This window comes from Yersinia nurmii (assembly GCF_001112925.1).
Taxonomy (GTDB): domain Bacteria; phylum Pseudomonadota; class Gammaproteobacteria; order Enterobacterales; family Enterobacteriaceae; genus Yersinia; species Yersinia nurmii.
The window spans coordinates 34,335-61,133 of record NZ_CPYD01000011.1 but is presented as its reverse complement, the minus strand read 5'-3'; the positions used below and the strand labels follow the sequence as shown (position 1 = coordinate 61,133).

Genomic DNA, 26,799 nt, shown 5'->3' with positions numbered 1-26,799 from the left:
CCCGCTTTTTACGTTCAGACCTATCAGATAATAGCGCAGTTATTCAGCCGCCTGATCTTCCTGTGAACGGTATTTGTCAGCGGTTTCTTTTAATAATTGCTGCAATTCGCCACGTTGATACATTTCGATCATAATGTCGCAGCCGCCAATTAATTCACCGTCAACCCACAGCTGTGGGAAAGTTGGCCAGTTAGCGTATTTTGGCATTTCAGCGCGGATATCCGGGTTTTGCAGGATATCCACATAGGCAAAGCGTTCGCCACAGGCAGACAGCGCCTGTACGGCCTGAGCGGAGAAACCGCAGCTAGGCAATTTCGGCGAGCCTTTCATGTACAGCAGGATTGGGTTCTCTGCTACCTGCCGCTGAATTTTTTCAATCGTTGTCATCTCTTGCTTCCTCAAGCCATATTATGGCTAAAACTGACGTCATTGCGCTTAGCCGTAATAACAATCTATTTGTTGCGTTCAGGTTATTGTAACGACTGTGGTGCCCCGAATAAAACGCCATTTTTTGCAGGGTTTTATCCCATCTTGCCTATCTAAATAGGCTCCGCTACATAAACACTCATTTAGAATAACATTTTTACTTCAGCTAATTCAGGAATATCTTTTATGGACCCCGATTCTGGGATTAAAGCTAACACTATGACAAATGGTTATTTATGACGCATTTGCTGCATAAAAAGGCGGCAATTAGCAAGCCATTAACGTTTTCTCACAAAATCTATTAGAATCATATAGCTCTCTGCTTTTTTATGCGGCGAGTTTCAGCAATACTGTGAGTCTTCCATCATCCATTTCAGGGTCAAGGTTGGTAGCGTTATTATGCGTTTAATCTTCACGCTCTTTGTGCTGCTGTTTACCCAGCTATTTTTAAATCTGGCACATGCTTCGCCGCAGGCACGCGTATCTGCCGACCAGAAAAAAAGCCATGTGAGTCAGGCTAGCCCTGACGATCGCAAAAAACGGAAAGTCGATAATAAAAGCAGCAGTAAGAAAGTTAAGCCAGTGACCCAAATGAAAAAGAAAGTGACGGCTAAAACCACTGCGAAATCAACGACCGGTAAAATAAGCAAAACCAAAACAGCCACCAACGCGAAAACCTTAACCCAAAAGAAAAGCGTTACGGCTAAAAAAACCATCACCCGTAAAGAAACAAAAGTGGCTTATGGACGACATCGAAATAGCACGACCAAGAAAGCAGCAGCAGAATTACTCGCGAATAACAAACTGAAACTCAGTCCGGCACATAAAAAGCGTTATCAGCACGCCAAACAGACGGCGATGAGTAAGCTGATGAAACAGGTTGGGAAACCCTATCGCTGGGGTGGGTCTTCTCCGAATACCGGGTTTGACTGTAGCGGACTCATTTATTATGCCTACAAAGATGTGGTCAGAATAAAAATGCCGCGCACCGCGAATGAAATGTTCCACCTGCGCGATGCCGCACCGGTTAAACGCGCAGAGTTAGAAAGTGGCGATCTGGTGTTCTTCAATATTGCCAATCGAGGCGTCGCCGATCACGTTGGAGTTTATTTAGGTAATGGGAAATTTATCCAGTCTCCGCGTACCGGCGAAGAAATCCGCATCAGTATGTTAGATAACGATTACTGGCAAGGCCATTACGTTGGGGCGCGCCGCGTCGTGACGCCTAAAACTATCCGTTAAATGCATTCTTTAAATGCATTCGTTAAAACCATGCTCTCAAACTATCGCTCCGCCGGTTTATTGGCCGTCGGGGCGTTTCTACCCTACTCTCTGCCCCCGTGTTCCACCCACTGAGTAACTCATCACCAATCACTTTCACTCTGAGTGGTTAAGCCTGTTTTTCCCGTGGGAAATTGATAAGATTGATATCCATAACAACTATGTGACAATTATTGATCCGCTCGTCGCCACCGGGATAGCCTTGGCGCATCCTGTGATTTGATGGGCAAATACCCTGAGTCATACCGAAAGGAGAAAGCAATGTCTTTTGAATTACCTGCACTGCCTTATGCAAAGAACGCCCTTGAGCCTCATATCTCGGCAGAAACGCTGGATTATCACTACGGTAAGCACCACAACACCTACGTGGTAAACCTGAATAATCTGATTAAAGATACCGAGTTTGCTGGTAAATCGCTGGAAGAGATCGTAAAAACCTCCACTGGCGGCATCTTCAATAACGCCGCTCAGGTATGGAATCACACCTTCTACTGGAACTGCCTGGCTCCAAACGCCGGCGGCGAACCTAAGGGCGCAGTAGCCGACGCTATCGCAGCATCATTTGGTTCTTTCGCTGAATTCAAACAACAGTTTACCGATGCTGCCGTGAAAAACTTTGGCGCGGGTTGGACCTGGCTGGTGAAAAAACCGGACGGTTCGCTGGCGATCGTGAGCACCTCTAATGCGGCGACTCCGCTAACCACTTCGGATAAACCATTGCTGACCGTCGATGTGTGGGAACATGCTTACTATATCGATTACCGCAATGCGCGGCCGACTTATCTGGAAAACTTCTGGGCGCTAGTTAACTGGGCGTTCGTAGAGAAAAATCTGGCCTAATTAGCCGACTAATATCAAGGGCGGATAACGGCTCCGCCCTTCTCGCTCACAGTCTGCACATATCTAAAACAGTCAGGGTTTAGTTCATTACCGCTGTAAAGCTAAAGATCATAATCACTGCCAACGAACCAATAGTAGTAATCAATGACATTTTCAGATCAGTATCCATATAAACTCCTCAGTCGGTTAATTTGGGTGGATAAAGGCACATAGTTAGTGTGTAAAACGATTTTCCCACAGTTTGGAAATAAAATCTTGTTATCATTACTCACTTTATAACGTTGATTAGATCTTTCACTTTTTCTTTAAATCGGCCAAAATCCGCAGTTCATTACTGCGTACCGACCAATAACGCCTAAAAACCCCTCTCAGACGAGCGCGCTGACGAAAATAACCAGCGGAACTGATGATATCCGTCTGAAAAGGGTTCGAACAACGCAGGCAAACGATTAACATAATACTTACCTGCTGTAACAGGTCAGTTTAGGAGTCATTCTTTTTATGGCAACGATTAAAGATGTGGCCAAACGCGCGGGCGTTTCCACCACCACCGTTTCGCACGTCATCAATAAAACACGTTTCGTCGCCGAAGACACCAAGGCCGCCGTGTGGGCCGCCATTAAAGAGCTGCACTATTCGCCAAGTGCCGTCGCACGAAGCCTGAAAGTCAATCACACCAAATCTATTGGTTTGCTAGCAACCTCCAGCGAAGCCCCCTATTTTGCGGAAGTGATCGAAGCCGTAGAAAATAGCTGCTATAGCAAAGGCTATACGCTGATTTTGTGTAACTCTCATAATAATCTGGATAAGCAGAAAGCTTATCTGGCGATGCTGGCACAAAAACGCGTCGATGGTTTGCTGGTAATGTGTTCCGAGTATCCAGAGCAGCTGTTGGGTATGCTGGAAGATTATCGCAATATTCCAATGGTAGTCATGGATTGGGGCACCGCGCGTGGCGATTTTACCGACTCCATTATTGATAATGCCTTTGAAGGCGGTTATCTGGCTGGCCGTTATTTGATTGAGCGCGGCCATCGCGATATTGGAGCCATTCCGGGGCAACTGGCTCGCAATACCGGCGGTGGGCGCCATCAGGGCTTTATCAAAGCGCTGGAAGAAGCCAATATTAAACTGCGTGATGAATGGGTGGTTCAAGGAGATTTTGAACCTGAATCCGGTTATAAAGCCATGCATCAAATCTTAACGCAGAAACATCGCCCAACGGCGGTTTTCTGCGGCGGCGATATTATGGCTATGGGTGCTATTTGTGCTGCCGATGAATTAGGTTTACGCGTTCCGCAGGATATTTCGGTGATCGGGTATGACAATGTGCGAAATGCGCGCTATTTCTCACCGGCGCTGACCACGATTCATCAGCCAAAAGAACGTTTGGGCGAAAGCGCCTTTGCAATGTTGCTGGATCGTATTGTCAGCAAGCGCGAAGATCCGCAAACCATTGAAGTACATCCTAAACTGGTTGAACGCCGTTCTGTTGCTGATGGTCCTTTCCGCGATTATCGTCGTTAAAACCGCGGCGGGAAGCCGTTCAGCCCGTTGAAACGGCTTCCCGCATGTTTTCTACACCGTTACCCGCTCGCAGCCATTCGGCATTCAGCGTTTCCGTATCCCCAAGGTACTCCAGCAGCCACGCCATTGCGGGCGAATGGTTGCTTTGCTCCCAGCTCAGGCAGCAAGGGCTATCAGGCAAGGGCTGAGCCAGCGTAATAATTACCAGTTTACCCTGTTTGGCCAGCGGCTCGACGCGATGCGCCGGAACCATGCCAATACACAAACCGTCACACAGACAGTCAATGCCCGTTTGCCAATCCGGAGCCACCAGCCGCCGCTGGTTGTCCAGCGTCCAGGTATCACGCTTCGGCAAATTACGAGCGGTGTCCTCAATGCAGAGCGAAGGATAAGGCCGCAGCTGATCGTCAGTCAAAGGGCCGCTCTGAGACGCCAGCGGATGAGTAGCACTGACCACGCAGTGCCAGCTCATAAACCCCATATCACGGAAAGTAAAGCGCCCGCCGACCGGCACCGCACGCGTCGCACCAATAGCCACATCGGCACGACCGTCTGCCAGCGCATCCCACACGCCGTTGAATACCTCAAAATGCACCCGCAGTTCGATATCGGGAAAATGACGATAGAAATCCAGCACCAACTGGCGGCTGCGCAACGGCTTCACAATAATGTCGATAGCAATATCCAGATGGCCACGCCAACCGTTAGCGACCTGCTGACATTGACGACGCGTGTCAATCATTTTTTTGATAACAGTTCGCGCTTCTCTAATAAACAGCGCTCCCGCGGCCGTCAGCTCCACATCGCGGTGTCGTCGTTCAAACAGCGGCACTGCGAGCCATGTCTCGAGTTGTCTGACCGTATAGCTGACAGCAGAAGGCACGCGATGCAGTTCTTGCGCAGCAGCGCTGAAACTACCGGTTCTGGCAACCGCATCAACCACTTCCAGTGAATATTCCGACCACATTGTCTTGCCTTCAATTATTTTCACATCAGTATGCAAATATTACCGTTTCACAGGGGAATAGCCAGCCGGATAGAATGCCCCCCGCATTAATTCTCCTGCAAAGATAACCTGTTTGCGGATTGTAGCCAGGCGACAACTCCGTGAATCCTCAGAAACTTAGTCCACTAAGAGTCTGGGGGGGAGCGAAGACAGTCAACACCGCTACGGTCCGAAAGATGACGGGCATACATATAAATGAGACAAATAACGAAAATGAAAACATCCACTAGTTTTATGTTCTACCTCGCCGGTCTGAGCATGTTGGGATACCTTGCCACGGATATGTACTTGCCGGCTTTTGGCGCCATGCAGCAAGATTTGCAGGCTTCAGCTGGCTCGATCAGCGCCAGTTTGAGCATTTTTCTCGCCGGATTCGCCATTGCGCAATTAGTCTGGGGGCCTTTATCCGATAAATTGGGGCGTAAACCTGTTCTATTACTCGGTTTAAGTCTGTTTGCCTTCGGCTGTTTGGGAATGGTTTGGGTGCAAACATCGCTACAACTTTTGGCATTACGTCTGGTTCAGGCCGTGGGCGTCTGTTCCGCAGCGGTGACCTGGCAAGCGTTGGTGATTGACCGTTATCGCGATGGCAAGGCCAATCGGGTATTTGCCACTATTATGCCTTTGGTCGCCCTTTCTCCTGCATTAGCGCCGCTGCTGGGCGCCTGGTTACTGAACCACTTTAGCTGGCGCGCCATTTTCGTGGTGCTGTTGGCTATTACTCTGTTGCTGTTGATTCCGACTGCTTTATTAAAAGAAAAGCAAAAGAATGCAGAAAACGTTGGGAGTGAGAAAGATAATCTTAACTTCTGGCAGATTATTAAATCGCCGCTCTTCAGCGGGAACGTCATGATTTTTGCCGCTTGCAGCGCTGGTTTCTTTGCCTGGCTAACCGGCTCCCCCTTTATTTTGGGCGATATGGGCTATAGCCCAAATGTGATTGGTCTGAGCTACGTCCCACAAACTCTGGCTTTTTTGCTGGGTGGTTACGGCTGTCGCAGCGCGCTGAATTACATGAAAGGCAATTCCCTGTTACCGTGGCTTCTGGTTGGTTACGCCTTAAGCATGATCGCCCTATATCTGGTGGCGACCCTAACAGAACCTAGCCTACTGACTTTATTAATTCCATTCTGCGTGATGGCGCTGGTCAACGGTGCCTGTTACCCGATAGTGGTGTCAAATGCATTAATTCCTTTTCCCAATAACACCGGGAAGGCCGCCGCGTTGCAGAATACCCTACAGCTGGGAACCTGTTTTATTGCCAGTATGTTGGTGTCAGCCTTTATTGCTCAACCGTTATTAGCCACCGTGACCGTCATGGTGTTGACAGTATTATTTGCAGCGCTGGGTTATTTCATCCATTTATATGCCACAAATAAGAATAACCTTGATAATCAAAGAGAATTAATCTCAGAGAGTCATCATTCCTAAGGGTAATTATTACAGACGTTCTTACGCGCCGGGACGGATTTATTATTGAGAAACCTTTCCGGCGCGCCTATACTCGATCCCAGTTATCAATAAAGCCGTTATAAAAGAGTCATATTAGATTCATATTCTGTACGCGAGGATCGCGTTACATTTATCCTTAAGGATGAGTAAACCTAGTGCCAAACGCAGTAGGTTTTCTTCTTAATCTTCCTCTGTCCGTAGTTGGATATCAGACACCAAGGTAGCCAATACCTATTCGGTATGTGCCTGCAATTTTTTCGTTTATTGCGGGACATCAGTCAGAAGAAAGTGATGGAGAAACTATGAGTTCATCCTGTATAGAAGACCAAAGTATTCAAGAAAATCCGTGGTATCGCATTGCAAATGAAATGCTGAGCCAGGCCAATATTGAAATCAATGGTTCAAGACCTTTCGATATTCAGGTTCATAATCCTGATTTCTTTAAGCGCGCATTGCAGCAAGGCTCGCTGGGACTTGGGGAAAGTTATATGGACGGATGGTGGGACTGTGAACGACTGGACATTTTTTTCCAGCGCGTGCTACGAGCCGGTCTGGAAAAGAAACTCCCCCACCATTTCAAAGATACCTTACGCATCGCAGCCGCCCGCCTGACTAACCTGCAATCGAAAAAACGCGCCTGGATCGTCGGAAAAGAACATTACGATCTTGGCAACGATCTGTTTCGCGAAATGCTAGACAGCCACATGCAATATTCCTGCGGATACTGGAAGGACGCCGCAAATTTGGAACAAGCGCAGGAAAATAAACTGCGCATGATCTGTGAAAAATTGCAGTTGAAACCGGGTATGAAACTGCTGGACATCGGCTGTGGCTGGGGTGGGTTATCCGCTTTTGCCGCTCGTCATTACGGCGTTTCCGTTCAAGGCGTCACTATTTCTGCCGAACAGCAAAAACTGGCGAGAGAGCGCTGCGCCGGACTGGATGTCACTATCCTGCTGCAAGACTATCGGGATTTGCATCAACAGTTTGACCGCATTGTTTCCGTCGGTATGTTCGAGCACGTTGGGCCAAAGAACTATCCAACCTATTTTGAAGTGGTCGAACGCAATCTAAAACCCGATGGTCTGTTCTTACTGCACACTATTGGCGCGAACCGCAGCAATCTGAGCGTTGATCCGTGGATTGACCGCTATATCTTCCCTAACGGCTGCCTGCCTTCGATTCGACAGATTGCCGACGCCAGCGAGTCGCGACTCATTATGGAAGATTGGCACAACTTTGGCGCTGACTATGACCGCACGCTGATGGCGTGGTACGAAAAATTCCGCGCCGCGTGGCCAGTTTTGTCTGAAAAATATTCGGAGCGATTTGAGAGAATGTTCAGCTATTACCTGAATGCCTGCGCCGGCGCCTTCCGCGCCAGAGATATTCAGCTCTGGCAGGTATTGTTCAGCCCGCGCGGCGTTAATGGCGGTCTTCGCGTTCCTCGCTGACGCCTCATTCACGGGATCAAAAAAGGGATACGGCCTAGGCTGTTATCCCTTTTCTTTTTTCTCAGGCCGATTAAAGTAGCATCTGTCCCACCGTGTGGTGTTTGCTTCGATTCAGCGCTGTCATATTACGCTTGCGTTTTAGCCGCCATGTCACTGGCCAAACACGCCGCCGCACCAGCGATATCCCGCTGAGCCAATACACGCTCTACCGTATCAACCACCGCTTGGGTTTGCGGATCGATTTCGATATTGACGGTCTGCCCCAACCGTTTTTTGCCCAAGGTGGTGCGCTCCAGCGTTTCAGGAATCAAATGCACACAGAAACGTTTCCCTTCCACTTCGCCAATGGTCAGGCTGATACCGTCGATACCAATAAAGCCTTTGTGCAACACGTATTTCATCAAATCTTCACTTGGCATACGGAACCAGATCTGGCGATTATTTTCAGACGTGTAAATTTTGGCAATCTCGGCGGTGCAAGTAATGTGCCCAGACATTAGGTGACCGCCGATTTCGTCGCTGAATTTAGCCGCGCGTTCCAGATTCACCTGATCGCCCACCTGTAGCTGACCAAGATTGGTAATGCGCAGCGTTTCTTTAATTAAGTCAAAGCTGACCAAATCGCCTTCCACCTTGGTCACCGTGAGGCAGCAACCGTTGTGAGACACTGATGCGCCTAAAGTCAGCTCGGGCAACATATCCGTAGGGAATTTGATGACGTGGGTGCGGAAATTGGCTTTTTCATCGATGGCCACGACCGGCGCGGTGGCCTGAACAATACCGGTAAACATAGGCAATGCCTCTTATTCGTTATCTATAGCGAGGAAAATTAACTTGATTGACCTCAGTTTGCCCTAGAAAAACCTGAAAACCAATTCGCGAAAGGTAAATATCTGCAAGCTCATCTACTTCATTGATAATAAGTTACAAATGATTGCTTAAGCTTTAAGAGACGGTACAATATTTGCCCTCAAGGACGATATTATATCATCGTAACTATTAGCCTGCTTAATCCCAACATTATTAGAAAGGTGTGTACTTGCAAAAGTATCTAACAGAAGTCCGCTGCTTATTAGCGCTGGCTATTCCGGTGGTGATCGCCTCGGTATCTCAAACTGCCATGGGGGTGGTCGATACTATTATGGCCGGCTCGGTCAGTGCCACCGACATGGCGGCCGTCGCCGTCGGTACCTCAATCTGGCTCCCGGTTATCCTGTTCGGTCATGGCCTGCTCTTGGCATTAACGCCAACCGTGGCTCAATTAAATGGCTCAGGTCGACGTGGCCAAATCGCTCATCAGATTCGCCAGGGCTTTTGGCTGGCGTCGATATTATCGGTACTGATTATGGCTCTGCTGTACCACAGCGACCATGTGATCACCCGAATGCACAATATCGATCCGGTCATGGCAGAAAAAGCCGTAGGCTTCCTGCACGCGATTCTGTGGGGCGCGCCGGGGTATCTTTTCTTCCAGGTTTTGCGTAATCAGTGTGAAGGGTTATCCAAGACCAAACCGGGGATGGTAATTGGTTTTCTTGGCCTGCTGGTCAATATTCCCATCAACTACATCTTCATCTACGGTAAGTTTGGCGCACCGGCGCTGGGCGGCGTGGGCTGTGGTGTGGCAACCGCCAGCGTGTACTGGGTGATGTTCCTGATGATGCGTTGGTATGTGACTAAAGCCCGCTCTCAGCAGGATATCAAGCTAGAAAAAGGCTTCGCACCGCCGGATTGGCATGTAATGAAACGCCTGAGCGGCCTGGGTCTGCCCATTGCTCTCGCGCTGTTTTTTGAAGTGACGCTCTTTGCCGTCGTGGCACTGTTGGTCTCCCCATTGGGGATTGTGCCGGTTGCTGGACATCAGATCGCGCTTAACTTCAGTTCGCTGATGTTTATGTTACCGATGTCTCTTAGCGTAGCGGCAACGATTCGCGTAGGACACCGTTTAGGCGAAGGCTCTGTTGCAGCCGCGCAGGTTTCGGCCTATACCGCCATCGCCGTGGGCTTGTGTTTGGCGATGGTGACGGCGATCTTGACCGTGATATTTCGCGAACAAATCGCCCTGCTCTACAACAAAACGCCGGAAGTGGTGATTATGGCGTCTCATCTGATGCTACTGGCGGCGATTTATCAGCTGTCTGACGCGGTACAGGTGATCGGCAGCGGCGTACTTCGCGGCTATAAAGATACCCGGTCTATCTTCTTTATCACCTTTACGTCTTATTGGGTGTTAGGTTTGCCAAGCGGCTATATTCTGGCGCTGACCGATTACGTGGTGCCAGCAATGGGGCCAAGCGGTTTCTGGACCGGTTTCATTATTGGTCTGACCGCTGCGGCAATTCTGATGGCATTGCGAATTCGCTGGCTGCAAAGGCAACCCGCCCAGTTTATTTTGCAGCGTGCCGCACATTAAACTCGTCGTGGTTATGATTCGGGAAATGAAGATCTAAAAACCTGCGCCGGGTTATTCCGCTCGGTGCAGGAAAATCTGAATCAAAGATGGAGAAAAAAACGGCGCAATGAGCGAAAGCTCAGCAATCGCGTGAAATTACGAATAAAATTGCGTTTTTCTCCTTGCCAGAGGACGGACTGCCCGTTAATATTCGTCCCCGCTGTCACCTTTGATGGTCGGTAATAATCGATGCGTCCGTAGCTCAGTTGGTTAGAGCACCACCTTGACATGGTGGGGGTCGGTGGTTCGAGTCCACTCGGACGCACCATTCAAACATCAGATTGACAAGATTATTCAGTGCGTCCGTAGCTCAGTTGGTTAGAGCACCACCTTGACATGGTGGGGGTCGGTGGTTCGAGTCCACTCGGACGCACCAAATCTTGATTCTCCCGCGCTTGCTCCTGTATTCGTCTCATTCTCAACTGCAATTCTCATGACTCGCAAAATGCCTAAATTCGCTGTTTCAACTTCCTGACGGTTCATCTCATTCACCTCAGTTTTATTCGCTGTATAGTCTTTCATGTCACATAAAATTTACACTCTGTATGCTTAATCACTGACTGTTGCGCAACAAATCGCGCTGAGCGCCTCGGTTTGCGCTACATTTGCGTGATTTTTATCAAAACAGGTGATGAGAATTTGATTTTCATTTCATTTCCGGTCACTTACACCGTATAATGCGAACCGTCGTTTCAGTTGAATGGTTTCAGCATCTTGATCTATAGATACGCTAAAAAAATACAACTCCTCAATTGGCTGTCGCAGACAGGCCCAGCGCGAAGTCCTGCGCAAAAGTTTTCCGCTCGATCTCTTCAACTGTCACCTATTCTTAGTATTGTTTCATTACACCAGACACACCCCACATTCCGTTCCGTCAGCTTGGCTGGCGGATTCTTTCGCTTTTTATCCATCACAACTTGTAGAAAAATCCGTCATGAAAAAGACTAAAATTGTTTGTACTATCGGGCCAAAAACCGAATCTGAAGAAATGTTGACCAACCTGCTGAAAGCAGGCATGAACGTAATGCGTTTGAACTTCTCCCACGGTGACTATGCTGAGCACGGTCAACGTATCAAAAATATCCGTGCGGTTATGGAGAAAACCGGTCTGAAAGCGGGCATTCTGCTGGACACCAAAGGCCCGGAAATCCGCACCATGAAATTGGAAGGCGGTAAAGACGTGGCACTGGTTGCTGGCCAGACTTTCACCTTCACCACCGACCAGAGCGTAATTGGTAACAACCAAACTGTCGCCGTTACTTACGCGGGCTTCGCCGCTGACCTGAAAATCGGTAACACCGTGCTGGTTGATGACGGTTTGATCGGTATGGAAGTGATTGAAGTCACTGAAAGCACCGTCGTTTGTAAAGTACTGAACAACGGCGATCTGGGCGAAAACAAAGGCGTTAACCTGCCAGGCGTTTCCATCCAACTGCCTGCTCTGGCTGAAAAAGATAAAGGCGACCTGATCTTTGGTTGTGAGCAAGGCGTTGACTTCGTTGCGGCTTCCTTTATCCGTAAACGTTCTGACGTGCTGGAAATCCGTGAGCACCTGAAAGCCCACGGCGGCGAACACATTCAGATCATTTCCAAAATTGAAAACCAGGAAGGCCTGAATAACTTCGACGAAATTCTGGAAGCCTCTGACGGTATCATGGTTGCTCGTGGCGATCTGGGCGTTGAAATCCCGGTTGAAGAAGTTATCTTCGCGCAGAAGATGATGATCGAGAAATGTAACCGCGCACGTAAAGTGGTCATCACCGCCACCCAAATGCTCGATTCCATGATCAAAAACCCGCGCCCTACCCGTGCAGAAGCTGGCGACGTAGCTAACGCCATTCTGGACGGTACCGACGCAGTGATGCTGTCCGGTGAGAGCGCTAAGGGTAAATACCCGCTGGAGTCAGTGAGCATCATGGCGACCATCTGTGAGCGTACAGATCGCGTTATGCCTAGCCGCATCGAATCACTGAACGACAACCGCAAAATGCGTATCACCGAAGCCGTTTGCCGTGGTGCAGTTGAAACCGCAGAGAAACTGGGTGCTCCGTTGATCGTCGTTGCGACCGGCGGCGGCAAGTCAGCCAAATCCGTACGAAAATACTTCCCAACCGCGACTATTCTGGCGCTAACCACCAATGAAGTGACGGCGCGTCAGTTAATTCTGACCAAAGGCGTTATCCCTTCCGTGGTGAAAGAAATCGCCTCTACCGATGACTTCTACCGCATTGGTAAAGAAGCGGCATTGGCAAGCGGTTTGGCACAGAAAGGTGACGTAGTGGTGATGGTTTCTGGCGCACTGGTACCAAGCGGCACAACCAATACTTCTTCAGTACACGTTCTGTAATACAACTCGCGTTGTTCTGCTGAATATATTTAAACGCCGCTTATTACAGCGGCGTTTTTCTTTTATCTTTCGGTGCCAGTCCTTTCTCAAAAAACATTTAATCCCGCCCCCGCTACATGCTGTTTTATAAATAAGACTTGTCCCATGGAATACATTGGTTTTGTTTTTATTTTTTAACGATTTTTTAAAACCAGACGCTTCTTTGAGCGAACGATCAAAATAAAGCTCATTAACATAAAAAATTTATTCTCTTTCGAAAAAAGTTTGTGTAATACTTGTATCGCTACATGGAGATTAACTTAATCTAGAGGGTGTTAATAATGAATCGTACTAAACTTGTACTGGGCGCGGTAATTCTGGCTTCTACTATGCTGGCTGGTTGTTCAAGCAATGCTAAAATTGATCAACTGTCTTCAGACGTTCAGACTCTGAACGCTAAAGTTGACCAACTGAGCAACGACGTGAACGCAATCCGTTCTGACGTTCAAGCAGCTAAAGACGATGCAGCACGCGCTAACCAACGTCTGGACAACCAAGCTCACGCTTACAAGAAGTAATATTACTTCAATGAAAAATGGCGCACATTGTGCGCCATTTTTTTTACCTCGAACAATCCCCTCACCTTTGCCATTTGCACTTTATCCTTATCCGGTAAGTCGATTTATTTATCCGCTTGAGCGATGAAAGCGTCCTTGCTTTCATCTTGTCCTGCAACATCGAGGTGCTTATTTGCGGCTATTAGTGAGACTCAGAATAGATTGGGCCCGGCTGGGTAAGCTTAGGGATAGTCTGTTCTTCAGTCTGTGACGCTTCCAGAGGGGCTACAACAGCCGGAACAGCTTCAGTCGCTGTCATCCCTTTGCTGGCCAATACGGGCATCCCAGAACGGCGTACAATCGCACTTTCAACCACGGCGGTATCTGTCTCGCCATTGGCCATAAAAGCTTTCACACCGGCGCTCAGTGCGATTGGCATGGTTTGCGGATCGTCATTGTCTGTACGGGACAGCGGCTGGTGAACTTCTACGTAGCGTTTACCGTCTGGTTCAACAGAATATTTGATCGGTTCATTGATAATCTGTACCCGGGTGCCTTTAGGTACCGAGTTGAACAGCGCCTGAATATCGTCAGGACGCAGACGGATACAGCCAGAGCTAACGCGCATACCGATACCGAAGTTAGCGTTGGTACCGTGAATCAGGTACTCACCGGCACCGGCAGACAGACGCATCGCAAACAGACCCATAGGGTTTTCCGGACCGGCAGGAACAACGGCCGGTAAAGTCACACCTTGCGCCAGATAGTGTTTACGAATATTCGCCGTTGGTGTCCAGGTTGGATTCGGGATTTTCTGACTGACGGAGGTCGTCATAATTGGGGTATTACGCCCTAACTGGCCGATACCTATTGGATAAACGATGACTTTATCCTGACCTTTTGGATAGTAGTACAGACGCAGTTCTGCCAGGTTAATCACAATGCCTTCACGCGGGGTGTCTGGCAGCAGCATTTGCGTTGGAATGGTTAACACTGAACCCGGCTTAGGTAAATACGGATCGGTGCCTGGGTTGGCTTCCAGCATACCCAACAGACCGATTTTATAATCGGCAGCAATAGCCTCCAGCGGACGGCCATCGTTTGGAACGGTAAAGGTAGTATTTTCACCAATAAGACGACTATTGGCCGGTGGCAGAGGATATTCAGTTGCATTGGCCGCAGTGATACTGCCTGCCATACAGGTGGCGAATAACATACCTATCAAAGTTAATGCACGTTTCATGCTTAGTTCCTACATCACTTCTTCAAATTCGGTTTATACGGCGAGCTCGTTCGTGTGATTTTCATAGCCAATAATTGGCAAAACTATACTAACAGTAATGATTCTAAAGGCAATTTATTTCTCTAGAAATCAACGTGTTAGAAATTAATTTTTCTTTGCCTTTTTCGCCCCCCATACAAGATTTAACCTGCTGAAATATCACCGTTTTAACACTGTGACCGACTTCGCAAAAATATTCTTATAACAATAAAGGGTGAATAGATTAACTCAATGATTAAGAAGGTTCTGAGAGGCAGACAAGCTGCCTCGGAAGAAAGGTCACTCAGACTAATAATGATGCTTTATTACGAATAGCGCGAATCATTGCTTCCAATCCCTGAGATCGAGACGGAGTTAAATGCTGGCTTAAAGCCAAATCGGCAAAATAAGGGCGAACGTCCAGATCGATAATTTGCTGCGGAGTTAAACCCTGATACAGAATAAAGACGACCGCGACTAACCCTTTTACGATGGTCGCATCGCTGTCACCGGCAAAATGAACAGTGCCTTGCTCGGCCAACGTCATGCTGATCCACACCTGGCTCTGGCAGCCGCTAATCAGGTTTTCTGGCTGGCGATCGGCGTCGCTCAATGGCGGCAACATTGCGCCCAATTCGATCACGTATAGGTATTTTTCTTCCCAATTATGGCAGCGGGAAAAATTGCGAATCAATTTTTGCTTATCTGGCAACGTGGCCATGGAGAGGCTTCCTAATACGGTAAAAAAATAAAGCTGACCGAGACCCTAGCCAGCTTTGATAACGGCAACGCGCTGACCAACAGGCGCTACGGAGTTTGGCTTCACTTAGCCTAGCAAACGCTTGACCCGTTGTAACCCCGCCACCAGCCGGTTGATATCCTCTCGGCTGGTATAAACCGCCAGAGACGCGCGGCACATGCTCGGCACGCCGTAGTGCTGCATTAATGGCATCGCACAGTGATGACCAGTACGAATGGCAATCCCGTATTGATCGAGAAAACTACCTACGTCAAAGGCATGATGTTGCCCCAGATTAAAGGCAATGACCCCCGCCCGCGACGCTGGGCCATACATAATCAACCCTTCAACCTGCTGCAGTGCTTCGACGGCGTAGGTCATCAGCTCATGCTCGTAGCGCTGTATGTTCTCCAGACCCAACTCATTGAGGTAGCTCATTGCCGCGCCTAAACCCATCATACCTGCGGTGTTCGGCGAACCGGCCTCAAAGCGCCCCGGCGCATCGGCGTAGGTGGTTCCTTCGGTCAGGCTGACGGTTTTAATCATCGCCCCACCGCCTTCCCACGGCGGCATTTGCTGCAACAGTTCGCTTTTCCCGTACAGAATACCAATACCGGTCGGCCCATACAGTTTGTGGCCGGAGAAAGCATAAAAATCACAGCCTAGCTTCTGTACGTCCACTGCCTGATGCATCACCGCCTGCGCGCCGTCCACCAACACCAACAAACCGGCGGCCTTGGCCGTCGCCACGATTTGCTCGATCGGGTTAACCGTACCCAATACGTTGGAAACGTGGGTAATCGCCAGCAAACGAGTCGTATCATCGATCAGGTGCGGCAGAACGCTCAGATTCAATTCGCCGCTTGGGGTAATCGGCCAGACGCGAATTTCAATGCCACGTTCCTGAGCCAGCATCTGCCAGGGAACAATATTGGCGTGATGCTCCATTTCGGTGATGATAATACTGTCACCAGCTTTGAGCCAATGTCGCCCGTAGCTGTTTGCCACCAGATTAATAGCTTCGGTGGTGCCTTTCACAAAAACGATTTCATCCGGCGAGGCCGCATTGATAAATTCTGCCGCCTGACGGCGGACTTGCTCCATCGACTGAGTCGCTTCAGCGCTAAGGGTGTGAATTCCACGATGCACCGCCGCATAGCCGCTGCGGTAAAACTCTAGCTCGCGCTCAATCACTGCATTGGGTTTCTGCGCGCTAGCCGCGCTGTCCAGATAGGCCAGCGGCTGGCCGTTAACTTCACGGCCAAGCAGTGGGAAATCGGCGCGAATGCGTTCCAGCGGGTAACTCATAGTGGTTCTCTCATTATTGTTCTCCCGCCAAACGCTCGGCAATCCGCTCCATCACCAGTTTACGGATGGTTTCGTTGCTTATCGCCTCGGTCAATTCAGCGGCGAAGGCAAAGATAATCATTTGCTGAGCATCGGCCCGACTGATGCCGCGGGACTGTAGATAGAACATCTGTTCGGCGTCAATCCGCCCGACGGTCGCACCGTGACTGCATTTCACGTCATCGGCATAAATTTCCAGCTGCGGTTTGGTATCCACCTCTGCCAGTTTGCTCAACAACAGGTTGTTATTGGTCATCTGACCGTCGGTTTTCAGCGCGTGCTGTGCCACCTTGATCATGCCGTTAAACACTGCCTTGCCCCGCTCCCGCACCACGGTTTTGTGTAGCTGACGGCTTTCGCAATAACCTTTATTATGTTCCAGATAGGTTCGGGTATCACAAACTTCACGGCCAATAGGTAACAGCAGGCTGTTCATCGACAAACTAGCGCCCTCGCCGTTAAGCTGGGCGCTGGTGTTATGGCGAGTCAGGCCGGCGCCCAGCAGGAAACTATAGCTGCGGGCGCGAGCGTCACGTCCCATCACCACGTCATTATGAGCAAAGTGATAGCTTTGTGGCGTTTCAAAGGCCAGCTTGCAGTGGCTCAGTTGGGCATTGTCGCCGACAGAAATTGTCAGCCGCGCGCCGGTAAAGTGAGGCAAATCATTCAGACTGACATAATGCTCGACAATATCAGCCTGAGTATTAGCTTCCAGCACTACATGGTGGCGATAGTGGCTGGTATTCACCCGTTCAGCATCTGTACCAGAGCTGATATGCAGCAGATAAAGCGGTTTTTCCGCCTGTTTTCCCACAGGCAGGCGAATCACGGAGCCTTCCTGCGCCAGACTTTCCGTCAGATGAAGGAATACTTCAGACTGCACCGGGGCAGGCAATTCGGCGGCGGCGGTAAGCGGGCTAACCCGATAAACACCGAATTCGGTATCACTCAGGCTGGCGTCAAAACGTCCGTCCACAAAGACCAGACGATAGGCGTCCAACGGCAGCGCCAACGCGATTAGCTGCTGTGAGCTAACCTGCGTCTGAGCAAAACCAAAACGTTGTTCTAGCAGGCGATCAATCGGCGTATATTTCCAGTCTTCATGCCGTGCGGTTGGGAAACCCAACTGCTGAGCCTGCTGCCAATGGCTATCGGCACGCCCCCCGCGAGCGCTCTGCTGTGCCAATTGGCTCAGTTGCTGCAATACCGCGGCGCTGTGCTGATGCAGTTTATTACTGTTGGTCGGTAAGCCAGCCATAGCCTTGCTCCTCCAACTGTTTCACTAGCGAGAAGTCACCGGACTTGATAATTTTGCCCTGATACAACACGTGTACGAAGTCGGGTTTCACGTAATCCAGAATGCGTTGATAGTGGGTTACGATAATAAAAGCACGTTTTTCATTGCGCAGAGAGTTCACCCCGTTTGCCACGATTTTCAACGCATCGATGTCCAAACCGGAGTCGGTTTCATCCAGAATGCACAGATCTGGCTCCAGCGCCGCCATTTGCAGGATGTCGTTACGCTTTTTCTCACCGCCAGAGAAACCCACGTTCACCGAACGAGACAGCAAATCTTCCGGCATCTTCAACAGTTCAATTTTTTCTTCAATGAAATCGGAAAAATCGAAGCGATCCAAAGGTTCTTCTTCACGGTATTTACGTACCGCATTCACTGCCGTTTGCAGGAAGAAATGGTTACTGACGCCGGGGATCTCCACCGGATACTGGAACGCCAGGAAAACCCCTTCACCGGCGCGTTCTTCTGGGTCAAGATCCAAAAGGTCCTTACCTTTAAAGATCACTTCGCCTTCGGTGACCTCATATTCTTCACGGCCGGCCAGCGTGGCGGACAAGGTACTTTTACCGGAGCCGTTCGGCCCCATGATGGCGTGAACTTCACCGGGTTTGATTTCCAGATTCAGGCCCTTGAGGATCTCGTTGCCATCTACGCTGACTTTTAAATTCTTGATGCTTAACATGCTGTTTCCTTTGTGCGCCGTGGCGCAACGCTGTGCGGTGCAAATGCCACGGGGTTAACCCACGCTGTGTTCCAGACTAATGGCGAGCAATTTCTGCGCTTCGACGGCAAACTCCAGCGGTAATTCCGAGAATACATCTTTACAGAATCCGTTGACGATCATCGAGATAGCGTCATCTTCGCTGATGCCCCGTTGCAGACAATAGAACAGTTGGTCATCGCCAATCTTGGAAGTGGTGGCTTCGTGTTCCAACTGAGCGCTGTTGTTGCGCACTTCCACGTAAGGGAAGGTATGCGCGCCGGAATCCGGCCCAATCAGCATAGAGTCGCACTGGGTAAAGTTACGGGCGTTTTCCGCACTCGGTAGGATTTTCACCAGACCGCGATAGGTATTCTGGCTATGACCGGCGGAAATCCCCTTGGCGATAATGGTGGATTTAGTATTTTTGCCGATGTGGATCATCTTGGTGCCGGTATCGGCCTGCTGATAACCGTTGGTCAACGCCACGGAGAAGAATTCGCCGATGGAATTATCGCCCTGTAAAATCACACTCGGGTATTTCCAGGTAATGGCCGAGCCAGTTTCCGACTGGGTCCACGACATTTTCGAACCTTCCCCTTCACACAGAGCGCGCTTGGTTACAAAGTTAAGAATGCCGCCAGTGCTAGCCGTACCTGCAAACCAGTTTTGTACCGTGGAATATTTCACTTCGGCATTTTTATGCAGAATCACTTCCACCACCGCCGCATGCAGCTGGTAGGTATCACGCACCGGTGCAGAACAACCTTCGATGTAACTTACGTAGCTGTCTTCATCGGCAATCAAAATGGTGCGTTCGAACTGACCGGTTTTCGCCGCGTTAATACGGAAGTAGGTAGAGAGCTCCATCGGGCAACGCACACCTTTCGGCACGTATACGAAGGTGCCGTCCGAGGCTACGGCGGCGTTCAATGCGGCAAAGAAGTTATCTTTAGCTGGCACTACGCTGCCGAGGTATTTGCGGACCAAATCTGGGTATTCCTGAATGGCTTCGCCAAAAGAGCAGAAAATAATCCCGTGGCCAGCCAGTTTTTCCCGATAGGTGGTTGCGACCGAAACCGAATCAAAAATCGCATCTACCGCCACTTCAGCCCCTTCACGAACCGGAACCCCCAGCTGGGCAAAGGCATTTTCCACTTCTGCGGTCAGATAATCATTGGCGGCGGTGCCGAGATCGTCGCCGTCAGTTGGCTGCTGCACTGCACCGGGTTGGGAACCACAGTTGTCATCACAGCTCCCGCAAGATGGCGCCGAGTAATAGCTGTAATCCTGATAATCCAGGCTTTGATAGTCGGCTTTCAGCCAATGCGGTTCTTCCATCTCCAGCCAGCTTCGATAAGCGCCGAGGCGGAATTCCAGCATCCACTCAGGTTCGTTACGTTTGGCCGAAATCGCGCGCACCACATCTTCGTTGATGCCTTTGGCCAATTCATCGGTGGCTAACTGGGTGAAGAAGCCCTCTTTGTAACGACCATCACTGACCCAAGCCTGCACATCATCTGGCACTTCTACATTGCTTCGTGTCATTTCGTTTACATCACTCAAACGCCAAAACTCTCGCCACAACCGCAGGCATGCTGAGCTTTAGGATTATTAAATTTAAAGATCTGATTCAGCCCTTCGCGGACATAATCTACTTCCGTGCCATCAATAAAAGGCATCGCTTTTAACGGTACAAAAATTTTGGCCTCGCCATGCTCGAAAACCAGATCGTCATTGGCGGGATTTTTTGCCATGTCCATCACGTAGGCAAACCCAGCGCAACCAGATTGTTTAACGCCCAGATGCAGCCCTTTCACGTCGGGATCTTGCTGCATTAAACGGGTAATCTGCGCGGCAGCACTGTCAGTAATGGTGACGCCCAGCCAATCATTGTCGTCGAGGGAAAATGTACCAACTGTATCCTGTTGCATATGACCTACCTTATCTATCTCAACAACCTTATTAGTTGTTATTATGCTGGTTGAACATCATTCGGCGTCAACACAGATTGTTCACAATGGTAGTGATAATAATTATCACTTCAACCGTTTGTTTTGCAGGGATATTAAGAAAAGCGCCTTTTTAACCCCGGATGAGGCGGCAACCAGTAAGGAACGCTGCGATGGCCAGAAAATACGGAGGAGAGTCGCACCATATTATCACTATGAAATTACACAATATATTTCATAATAATAACTGAAAACCCTGCATTATCAGAGGCTAATTTCCCTTTGCTTCTGATAATTTAAAACATTCATAGGAAATACCTATTTCTACGCTAACTTTAGCCGAAAATCCCCCTCGGAGGAAACCTCTGCGGCAAAAAGTTACCGATTTGATCGTGAAGAAATAAGCCGTTCGCGGGTAAGGGGTTGAATGAAAGGAAACTGTGTCTGACAAGGATTAAGAAATATTCAGAACCGGCGCTGTCCGGTTCTGAAAATACCGCTTTAGATTAGGCAAATAAAGACAGACGCTAGCGACCTAAAATTGCCGTAGTGAGGCGTGATGTACAGCAAAGCCGATCCTGCTGATCGAAAATCTCGATCTGCCAAACCTGATGAGTGCGGCCAGCGTGAACCGCCCGACACACGCCGCGAACCACCCCTTCCCGAACCGCTCTCAGGTGGTTGGCATTAATTTCCAACCCTACCACCTGTTGATCACATTCGGTGGATAGATAACCCGCCATTGAGCCTAGCGACTCCGCCAGCACCACAGACGCGCCGCCGTGCAATAAACCAAAAGGTTGGCGCGTACGGTGATCCACCGGCATTGTCCCTTCGATTTCGTTGTCACCGATGCGGGTAATTTCGATGCCCAAATGGGACACCATGCAACCCTCACCCACTTGATTCAGATCTGCCAGCGTAGCTGCTCGTTTCCAAAGCATTAAACTATCTCCAATAGAGCCTGTAATGGATGCCTGAGGCTATTTCCTTCCATTCGTTTTACCTGGCTACGGCATGAATAACCCGTTGCCAGACAGCGTTTTACCGGCAATTTCTGCAATGCCTGCTGCCATGATAGTTCATAAATGCCAATCGAGTTATGGAGATTCTTCGATTCGTGACCGTAGGTGCCCGCCATGCCGCAACAGCCAACGCTAACGTTTTCCAACCGTGCGCCGTAGCGTGAGAATATTCCCGCCCATTGCTGCCCGCTGGTCGGTAACGCGGTGCTTTCAGTACAGTGGCCAAACAGATACCAAGGTTCATTCTTCAATGGCTGCGCTGGGCGCTCCGGTAATGTCGCCTGTAACCATTCATGTACCAGTTGCACCTTAAAGTGACCGCGACGATCGCCAAGAATTTCCTGATATTCATCGCGATAGCACAGTACCAAGGCCGGGTCGACGCCCACCAGCGGCATTCCTAACAAGGCAATTCGATTAAGAAACTCGGCGGTTTTACTCGCGGTTTTAGCAAATCTCTGTAAAAAACCTTTGATATGTTGGGCTTTACCATTAGGAGAAAATGGCAGCAATACCGGATTAAAACCGAGCTTTTCCACCAACCGAACCAAATCAGTCACCACCTGCGCATCGTAATAACTGGTAAACGGATCCTGTACGATTAGCACATGATGGCTACGTTCTTCATCGCTCAGTTGTTCCAACTGTTCCAACGTCATCGTGCTGGCATAGTGGCCGGACAGCGCCTGCTTCAGAGTCGGCGTCGAGAGCAGCGGTAAATCCACCATCCCAATACTCCGGCGGCTCAGCTCGCTCACCCACGGCTGTTTCAGGAAAAAATTGACTACGTTGGGCGCCTTGGCCATCAGCGGGGTATAGCTTTCCACGCCAGCGACCACGTAATCTCGCAACGGGCGGTGATAACGGGTGTGATACAGCTGCAGGAAGCGCGAACGAAACCCCGGCACGTCAATCTTAATCGGACATTGAGTCGAACAAGCTTTACAGGCCAGACAGCCCGACATCGCCTCCTTTACTTCATGGGAAAAATCGTAGTCCCCTCGATTGGCGCGCCAACTATGTCTGGTTTTTTCGATCAATCCACGCAGGCTAGGCTGACGATTAGCCAGGCCTTTTTCCAGCGCAAGAGGATCGACGCCCTGCTCGCTCAGTAAACGCAGCCATTCCCGCACCAATGTGGCGCGACCTTTCGGTGAATGAATGCGGTTACCGCTGATTTTCATCGAAGGGCACATCGGGCTTCGAGCATCGAAATTAAAGCATAATCCGTTGCCGTTACATTCCATCGCGCCGCGGAATGACGTGCGCACCTTCAGCGGAATTTGCCGATCCATCACGCCGCGTTTTGCCGAGGTATCGACTTTCATCATCGGCGCATCGCTGTCTAACGGAGCACAGATTTTCCCCGGATTCAGGCGATTGAGCGGATCGAAGGCAGATTTAATGCGCCGCAGTTCGTGATACAGTTTTTCACCGAAGAAATCCGGGCTATATTCAGCGCGGAAACCTTTTCCGTGTTCTCCCCACAGTAAACCCCCGTAACGCGCCGTCAGCTCGACGACCCGATCGGAGAGCTGTTTCATCAGCATTTCCTGTTGCGGATCGCACATATCCAAAGCCGGACGCACATGCAGCACGCCAGCATCTACGTGGCCAAACATGCCATAACTCAGGTTATGACTATCCAGCAACTGACGGAATTCGACGATATAGTCCGCCAGATTTTGCGGCGGAACGCAGGTATCTTCGGCAAAAGGAATGGGCTTAGCCTGACCTTTACTGTTCCCGAGCAATCCTACGGCTTTTTTGCGCATACCGTAGATGCGCTCAATACCGGCCAGATCGTCACAAATCTGATAGCCAATCACACCGCCCTGCTGCATAGACATCAGTTCATCTAACCGCTGACACAGAGAGGCCATTTGCCCGTCGATAAGCGCCCGATCATCCCCGGCGAATTCGACAATATTCAGTCCCAATAGCGTCTTATCTGGCACATCGGTGATCAATTCTTTAACCGAATGCCACACAATGTCTTCTCTGGCCAGATTCAACACCTTAGAATCCACCGTTTCCACCGACAGCGCCTTGGCTTCCACCATGAAAGGCGCATTACGCAATGCCGAATCGAAGGAGTCATATTTAACGTTCACCAACCGCCGCACTTTCGGCAGGCGGGTAATGTCCAGCGTGGCTTCGGTAATAAAGGCCAGAGTGCCTTCTGCGCCGCACAGAATACGTGTCAAATCAAATGATTGAAGATCATCACTCAAAACATGGCGCAGATCGTAACCGGTCAGGAAACGGTTCAGCTTGGGGAATTTTTCCAGAATCAACGCGCGGTTATCCCAACAGCTATCCAGCACACTGCGATAAATACGCCCAATTACCGAGTCCTCGGCGGCAATAGCTTCGGCCTGAGCAGTGGGCAGTGCGCGAGTATCCAGCAGTTCGCCACCCAATAGCACCGCTCGCAGACCTAAAACATGATCGGACGTTTTGCCATACACCAACGAGCCTTGCCCGGAAGCATCGGTATTAATCATGCCGCCTAACGTGGCACGGTTGCTGGTAGAGAGTTCGGGAGAGAAGAAATAGCCGTGCGGACGCAAATATTGATTAAGCTGATCTTTAATCACACCGGCCTCAACTCGCACCCAACCTTGCTCGGTGTTGACTTCCAGAATGCGATTCATATGGCGGGACATATCCACCACAATACCGGTATTCAGCGATTGACCATTGGTGCCCGTGCCGCCGCCGCGTGGGGCAAAGGTCAACGATTGAAACGTCGACTCTCCGGCCAGACGACTAATCAGGGTGACATCGGCGGTGGATCGCGGAAATACCACCGCATCGGGCAGCAATTGGTAGATACTGTTATCCGTCGCCATCGTCAGGCGGTCGGCATAATCAGTGGCGGTGTCGCCGGTAAAACCGTTTTGCTTCAATGCTTCCAAAAAGTCCAGCACCAGCGGTAAGACACCAGGGGCCTGAGAAATCCGTGGGATCATTATGGTTGACCCTATCTATGTTGTTTTCACACACGCCATCCGCCGCGCATCACCCTGTCACATCAGCGAATATACGTACTCCAGTGGCAGAAAGGTTAGCCGCTTGTTAATGCTCTTGTCGAATCATTTATGACAATTCAGAATGATGAGAAAGGCTTAGCTCATTGCAGGGAGGAATAGAATAATAATTGATTAACGATCAACATTTTATATTGCTCCTTCCAACAAACAGATTAACACGCTTAGCGCGTAAAAAAGCCCACGCCAGAAACTTTCAGGCGGCAAAAATTACGGTAAAACCGGCGTTGTAAAACAGGATATGGGCTTAGTATAAGATGATGTAAACCCTTCCGCGCCGATAGGCCATTATGGTCGAATCTATCTCTGCGGCATTCTATCTCTGTTACACAGACTATTTCCCTAACAGGATGATTCAAGCCGAATGAATCTATCTTGCAAAATAAACGTGTTTTTATGACTCCGCCCCGTCAGTAAAAATGCTATGAATCTGTTAAATTACGCAAAAATACACCATGATTAGACAATCAGTCCGAATACGGCGACCTTGCCATACTTATCGAAACGAGAACTCACCGATGAATTACCCGCAGCAACATCGTTACGACTTACCCAAACTCATATTTGGCGTGATTTTCATTATGATAATGATCATTGCCAGTTTCTGGGTGGTTCAACCCTTTATTATGGGGTTCGCCTGGGCGGGAATGGTGGTTATTGCTACCTGGCCTTTATTGATTCGTTTGCAGGGGTTACTTTGGGGGCGGCGCTCATTAGCCGTTGTCATTATGACACTGCTGTTAATTCTGCTGTTCGTTATCCCCATTGCGCTCTTAGTCAGTAGCATTTTGGAGAATAGCGCTCCGTTAATTAAATGGGCCAGCAGCCCGGCGAATTTACAGATACCGGAAATGGTATGGCTAAAATCTATTCCGATGCTCGGTAACAAACTCTACAGCAGCTGGCATACCCTGATAGCCGGCGGCGGTAATGCACTCATGGCGAAAGTTCAGCCTTACGTGGGGGAAACCGCCACCTGGTTTGTGGCTCAGGCCGCTCACGTTGGCCGCTTCCTGCTACATCTGACTCTAATGGTGTTATTCAGTATCCTGCTGTATTTCCACGGTGAGGGCGTCGCATTGGGGATTCGCCATTTTGCCGTACGTCTGGCAGAAAAACGCGGCGATGCTGCGGTCATACTGGCGGCGCAAGCCATTCGGGCCGTAGCGTTGGGCGTGGTTGTTACCGCACTGGTGCAAGGGATTCTGGGCGGAATTGGACTGGCTATCGCCGGCATCCCCTACGCCATGTTATTGACGGTAGTGATGTTTGTTTGCTGCGTCGCGCAACTTGGCCCCTTACTCGTGCTGGTTCCTGCGGTTATCTGGCTGTATTGGAGCGGGGACAATACTTTTGGCACTCTACTATTAGTCTGGAGCTGCGTGGTCGGAACGCTGGACGGTGTACTGCGACCAGTGCTGATCCGTATGGGCGCAGACCTGCCGATGATCCTCATTCTGTCTGGCGTTATCGGTGGTTTGCTTTCCTTCGGCATGATTGGCCTGTTTATTGGCCCGGTGGTTCTGGCCGTCTCATATCGCCTGGTGACCGCCTGGATTCATGAAGCGCCAGAGCCGGTAGAAGATGTCGCCGAAGTCGCTAAACACTTAGACGAACTCTAATAGCACACTGGCTCGTTGGTAATACTGGCGAGCCATTATTTTCTCCTTGCCTAAATACTCATTTCCTCCTTACCTAAATAATAGATAACGCCTTAAGCTCAACACACTCCATTCTGTTTTCGCGTTAAGAAACTCAAGTTTATTAAAACAGCATTGTCATTCTCTATAAAACCGCCCACACTCTTTCATTTAGTCACTGATAAACAACTGTTTTTATTAGGATGATTCTTAATGACTATCTAACTTATTTTCTCTAAGATTATTATTAATCAACGCCTCATTTAAGATATTTAAATAAATCAGTAGATTATTGCTTTATCGTAATATCAGCACCGAATACCCTAATTGCTGTGTGTAGTCTTTGCCTGTCTCCTATGATGGGCTTTTTTTTGTCCTCCGGGCAAAATAATAAATCATTGCCTCTCCCCCTTATATTCCCACTAAAAAACAGTTTCTAAAGGTTATAAATCTCCATAAAAAAA

At 49.5% G+C, this 26,799-nt stretch carries 22 protein-coding genes, 2 tRNA genes and 1 other RNA gene; 12 read left to right on the top strand and 13 right to left on the bottom strand.

Going from position 1 to position 26,799, the window contains the following annotated elements:
- Positions 1–39 precede the first annotated feature (39 nt).
- Positions 40–387, bottom strand: a complete 348-nt coding sequence (locus AD970_RS13820; RefSeq protein ID WP_049600144.1) for a Grx4 family monothiol glutaredoxin — start codon at positions 385–387, stop codon at positions 40–42.
- A gap of 438 nt (positions 388–825) precedes the next feature.
- Here AD970_RS13820 and AD970_RS13815 point away from each other — a divergent pair, with 438 nt between their 5' ends.
- Both AD970_RS13815 and sodB read left to right on the top strand, forming a co-directional pair.
- The gene (locus AD970_RS13815) at positions 826–1,668 is read left to right on the top strand and encodes a C40 family peptidase (RefSeq protein ID WP_049600142.1); all 843 of its coding nucleotides are present in this window, start codon (positions 826–828) and stop codon (positions 1,666–1,668) included.
- Between the two features lie 300 nt (positions 1,669–1,968).
- A complete protein-coding gene (gene sodB, locus AD970_RS13810; RefSeq protein ID WP_049600140.1) occupies positions 1,969–2,547 on the top strand; it encodes a superoxide dismutase [Fe] in 579 nt (192 codons plus the stop codon).
- 79 nt (positions 2,548–2,626) lie between these two features.
- On the opposite strand, the gene cydH is transcribed toward sodB, so the two are convergent.
- Complete coding sequence (cydH, locus tag AD970_RS19680; protein ID WP_120805555.1) at positions 2,627–2,716, bottom strand: cytochrome bd-I oxidase subunit CydH; 90 nt, start codon at positions 2,714–2,716, stop codon at positions 2,627–2,629.
- A gap of 332 nt (positions 2,717–3,048) precedes the next feature.
- On the opposite strand from cydH, the gene purR reads away from it, so the two are divergent.
- Positions 3,049–4,074, top strand: a complete 1,026-nt coding sequence (gene purR, locus AD970_RS13805) for an HTH-type transcriptional repressor PurR (RefSeq protein WP_049600138.1) — start codon at positions 3,049–3,051, stop codon at positions 4,072–4,074.
- Positions 4,075–4,093: 19 nt separating this feature from the next.
- Here the strand turns inward: purR and punR are convergent, their stop codons facing one another.
- The gene (gene punR / locus AD970_RS13800) at positions 4,094–5,041 is read right to left on the bottom strand and encodes a DNA-binding transcriptional activator PunR (protein ID WP_049600136.1); all 948 of its coding nucleotides are present in this window, start codon (positions 5,039–5,041) and stop codon (positions 4,094–4,096) included.
- A gap of 252 nt (positions 5,042–5,293) precedes the next feature.
- Here punR and punC point away from each other — a divergent pair, with 252 nt between their 5' ends.
- Together punC and cfa are read left to right on the top strand one after the other, a co-directional pair.
- Entirely contained in the window at positions 5,294–6,511 is a 1,218-nt protein-coding gene (gene punC, locus AD970_RS13795; RefSeq protein WP_049600133.1) for a purine nucleoside transporter PunC, read from the top strand.
- A 323-nt stretch (positions 6,512–6,834) separates the two neighbouring features.
- Complete coding sequence (cfa, locus tag AD970_RS13790; protein ID WP_049600131.1) at positions 6,835–7,986, top strand: cyclopropane fatty acyl phospholipid synthase; 1,152 nt, start codon at positions 6,835–6,837, stop codon at positions 7,984–7,986.
- Positions 7,987–8,111: 125 nt separating this feature from the next.
- Here cfa and AD970_RS13785 read toward each other — a convergent pair whose 3' ends face one another.
- Positions 8,112–8,777 carry a riboflavin synthase gene (locus AD970_RS13785; protein ID WP_049600129.1) on the bottom strand — a complete coding sequence of 222 codons (666 nt, stop codon included), beginning with the start codon at positions 8,775–8,777 and terminating at the stop codon, positions 8,112–8,114.
- A gap of 248 nt (positions 8,778–9,025) precedes the next feature.
- On the opposite strand from AD970_RS13785, the gene AD970_RS13780 reads away from it, so the two are divergent.
- The 5 genes from AD970_RS13780 to AD970_RS13760 all read left to right on the top strand — a co-directional run bounded on the left by AD970_RS13780 (position 9,026) and on the right by AD970_RS13760 (position 13,342).
- On the top strand, positions 9,026–10,399 hold the full coding sequence (locus AD970_RS13780; protein ID WP_049600126.1) for an MATE family efflux transporter: 1,374 nt from the start codon (positions 9,026–9,028) through the stop codon (positions 10,397–10,399).
- Between the two features lie 230 nt (positions 10,400–10,629).
- Positions 10,630–10,706, top strand: a tRNA-Val gene (locus AD970_RS13775).
- Between the two features lie 31 nt (positions 10,707–10,737).
- Positions 10,738–10,814, top strand: a tRNA-Val gene (locus tag AD970_RS13770).
- Positions 10,815–11,372: 558 nt separating this feature from the next.
- Positions 11,373–12,785 carry a pyruvate kinase PykF gene (gene pykF / locus AD970_RS13765; protein WP_049600123.1) on the top strand — a complete coding sequence of 471 codons (1,413 nt, stop codon included), beginning with the start codon at positions 11,373–11,375 and terminating at the stop codon, positions 12,783–12,785.
- 320 nt (positions 12,786–13,105) lie between these two features.
- Positions 13,106–13,342, top strand: coding sequence for a major outer membrane lipoprotein (locus AD970_RS13760; RefSeq protein WP_005165631.1), 237 nt, complete (start codon positions 13,106–13,108; stop codon positions 13,340–13,342).
- A gap of 181 nt (positions 13,343–13,523) precedes the next feature.
- Here the strand turns inward: AD970_RS13760 and AD970_RS13755 are convergent, their stop codons facing one another.
- The 9 genes from AD970_RS13755 to ydiJ all read right to left on the bottom strand — a co-directional run bounded on the left by AD970_RS13755 (position 13,524) and on the right by ydiJ (position 24,617).
- Positions 13,524–14,564: a L,D-transpeptidase family protein gene (locus AD970_RS13755; RefSeq protein WP_049600120.1), complete on the bottom strand. Its 1,041-nt coding sequence runs from the start codon at positions 14,562–14,564 to the stop codon at positions 13,524–13,526.
- A 322-nt stretch (positions 14,565–14,886) separates the two neighbouring features.
- The gene (gene sufE, locus AD970_RS13750) at positions 14,887–15,303 is read right to left on the bottom strand and encodes a cysteine desulfuration protein SufE (RefSeq protein ID WP_049600118.1); all 417 of its coding nucleotides are present in this window, start codon (positions 15,301–15,303) and stop codon (positions 14,887–14,889) included.
- Between the two features lie 105 nt (positions 15,304–15,408).
- Positions 15,409–16,629: a cysteine desulfurase SufS gene (sufS, locus tag AD970_RS13745; protein ID WP_049600115.1), complete on the bottom strand. Its 1,221-nt coding sequence runs from the start codon at positions 16,627–16,629 to the stop codon at positions 15,409–15,411.
- Positions 16,630–16,642: 13 nt separating this feature from the next.
- Positions 16,643–17,926, bottom strand: coding sequence for a Fe-S cluster assembly protein SufD (sufD, locus tag AD970_RS13740; protein WP_049600113.1), 1,284 nt, complete (start codon positions 17,924–17,926; stop codon positions 16,643–16,645).
- Positions 17,901–18,647 carry a Fe-S cluster assembly ATPase SufC gene (gene sufC, locus AD970_RS13735; RefSeq protein WP_049600110.1) on the bottom strand — a complete coding sequence of 249 codons (747 nt, stop codon included), beginning with the start codon at positions 18,645–18,647 and terminating at the stop codon, positions 17,901–17,903. The genes sufD and sufC overlap by 26 nt, the downstream gene beginning before the upstream one ends.
- A gap of 54 nt (positions 18,648–18,701) precedes the next feature.
- Positions 18,702–20,213, bottom strand: coding sequence for a Fe-S cluster assembly protein SufB (sufB, locus tag AD970_RS13730; RefSeq protein WP_049600107.1), 1,512 nt, complete (start codon positions 20,211–20,213; stop codon positions 18,702–18,704).
- Positions 20,214–20,227: 14 nt separating this feature from the next.
- Entirely contained in the window at positions 20,228–20,599 is a 372-nt protein-coding gene (gene sufA, locus AD970_RS13725; RefSeq protein WP_049600105.1) for a Fe-S cluster assembly scaffold SufA, read from the bottom strand.
- Positions 20,600–21,144: 545 nt separating this feature from the next.
- The gene (locus AD970_RS13720; RefSeq protein WP_049600102.1) at positions 21,145–21,561 is read right to left on the bottom strand and encodes a hotdog fold thioesterase; all 417 of its coding nucleotides are present in this window, start codon (positions 21,559–21,561) and stop codon (positions 21,145–21,147) included.
- The gene (gene ydiJ, locus AD970_RS13715) at positions 21,561–24,617 is read right to left on the bottom strand and encodes a D-2-hydroxyglutarate dehydrogenase YdiJ (RefSeq protein WP_049600099.1); all 3,057 of its coding nucleotides are present in this window, start codon (positions 24,615–24,617) and stop codon (positions 21,561–21,563) included. Before ydiJ ends, AD970_RS13720 begins: the two co-directional genes overlap by 1 nt.
- A gap of 596 nt (positions 24,618–25,213) precedes the next feature.
- On the opposite strand from ydiJ, the gene ydiK reads away from it, so the two are divergent.
- Positions 25,214–26,317 carry an AI-2E family transporter YdiK gene (gene ydiK, locus AD970_RS13710; RefSeq protein ID WP_049600096.1) on the top strand — a complete coding sequence of 368 codons (1,104 nt, stop codon included), beginning with the start codon at positions 25,214–25,216 and terminating at the stop codon, positions 26,315–26,317.
- A 288-nt stretch (positions 26,318–26,605) separates the two neighbouring features.
- Positions 26,606–26,710: antisense sRNA RprA (gene rprA, locus AD970_RS18965), an RNA gene on the top strand.
- Positions 26,711–26,799: the final 89 nt, after the last annotated feature.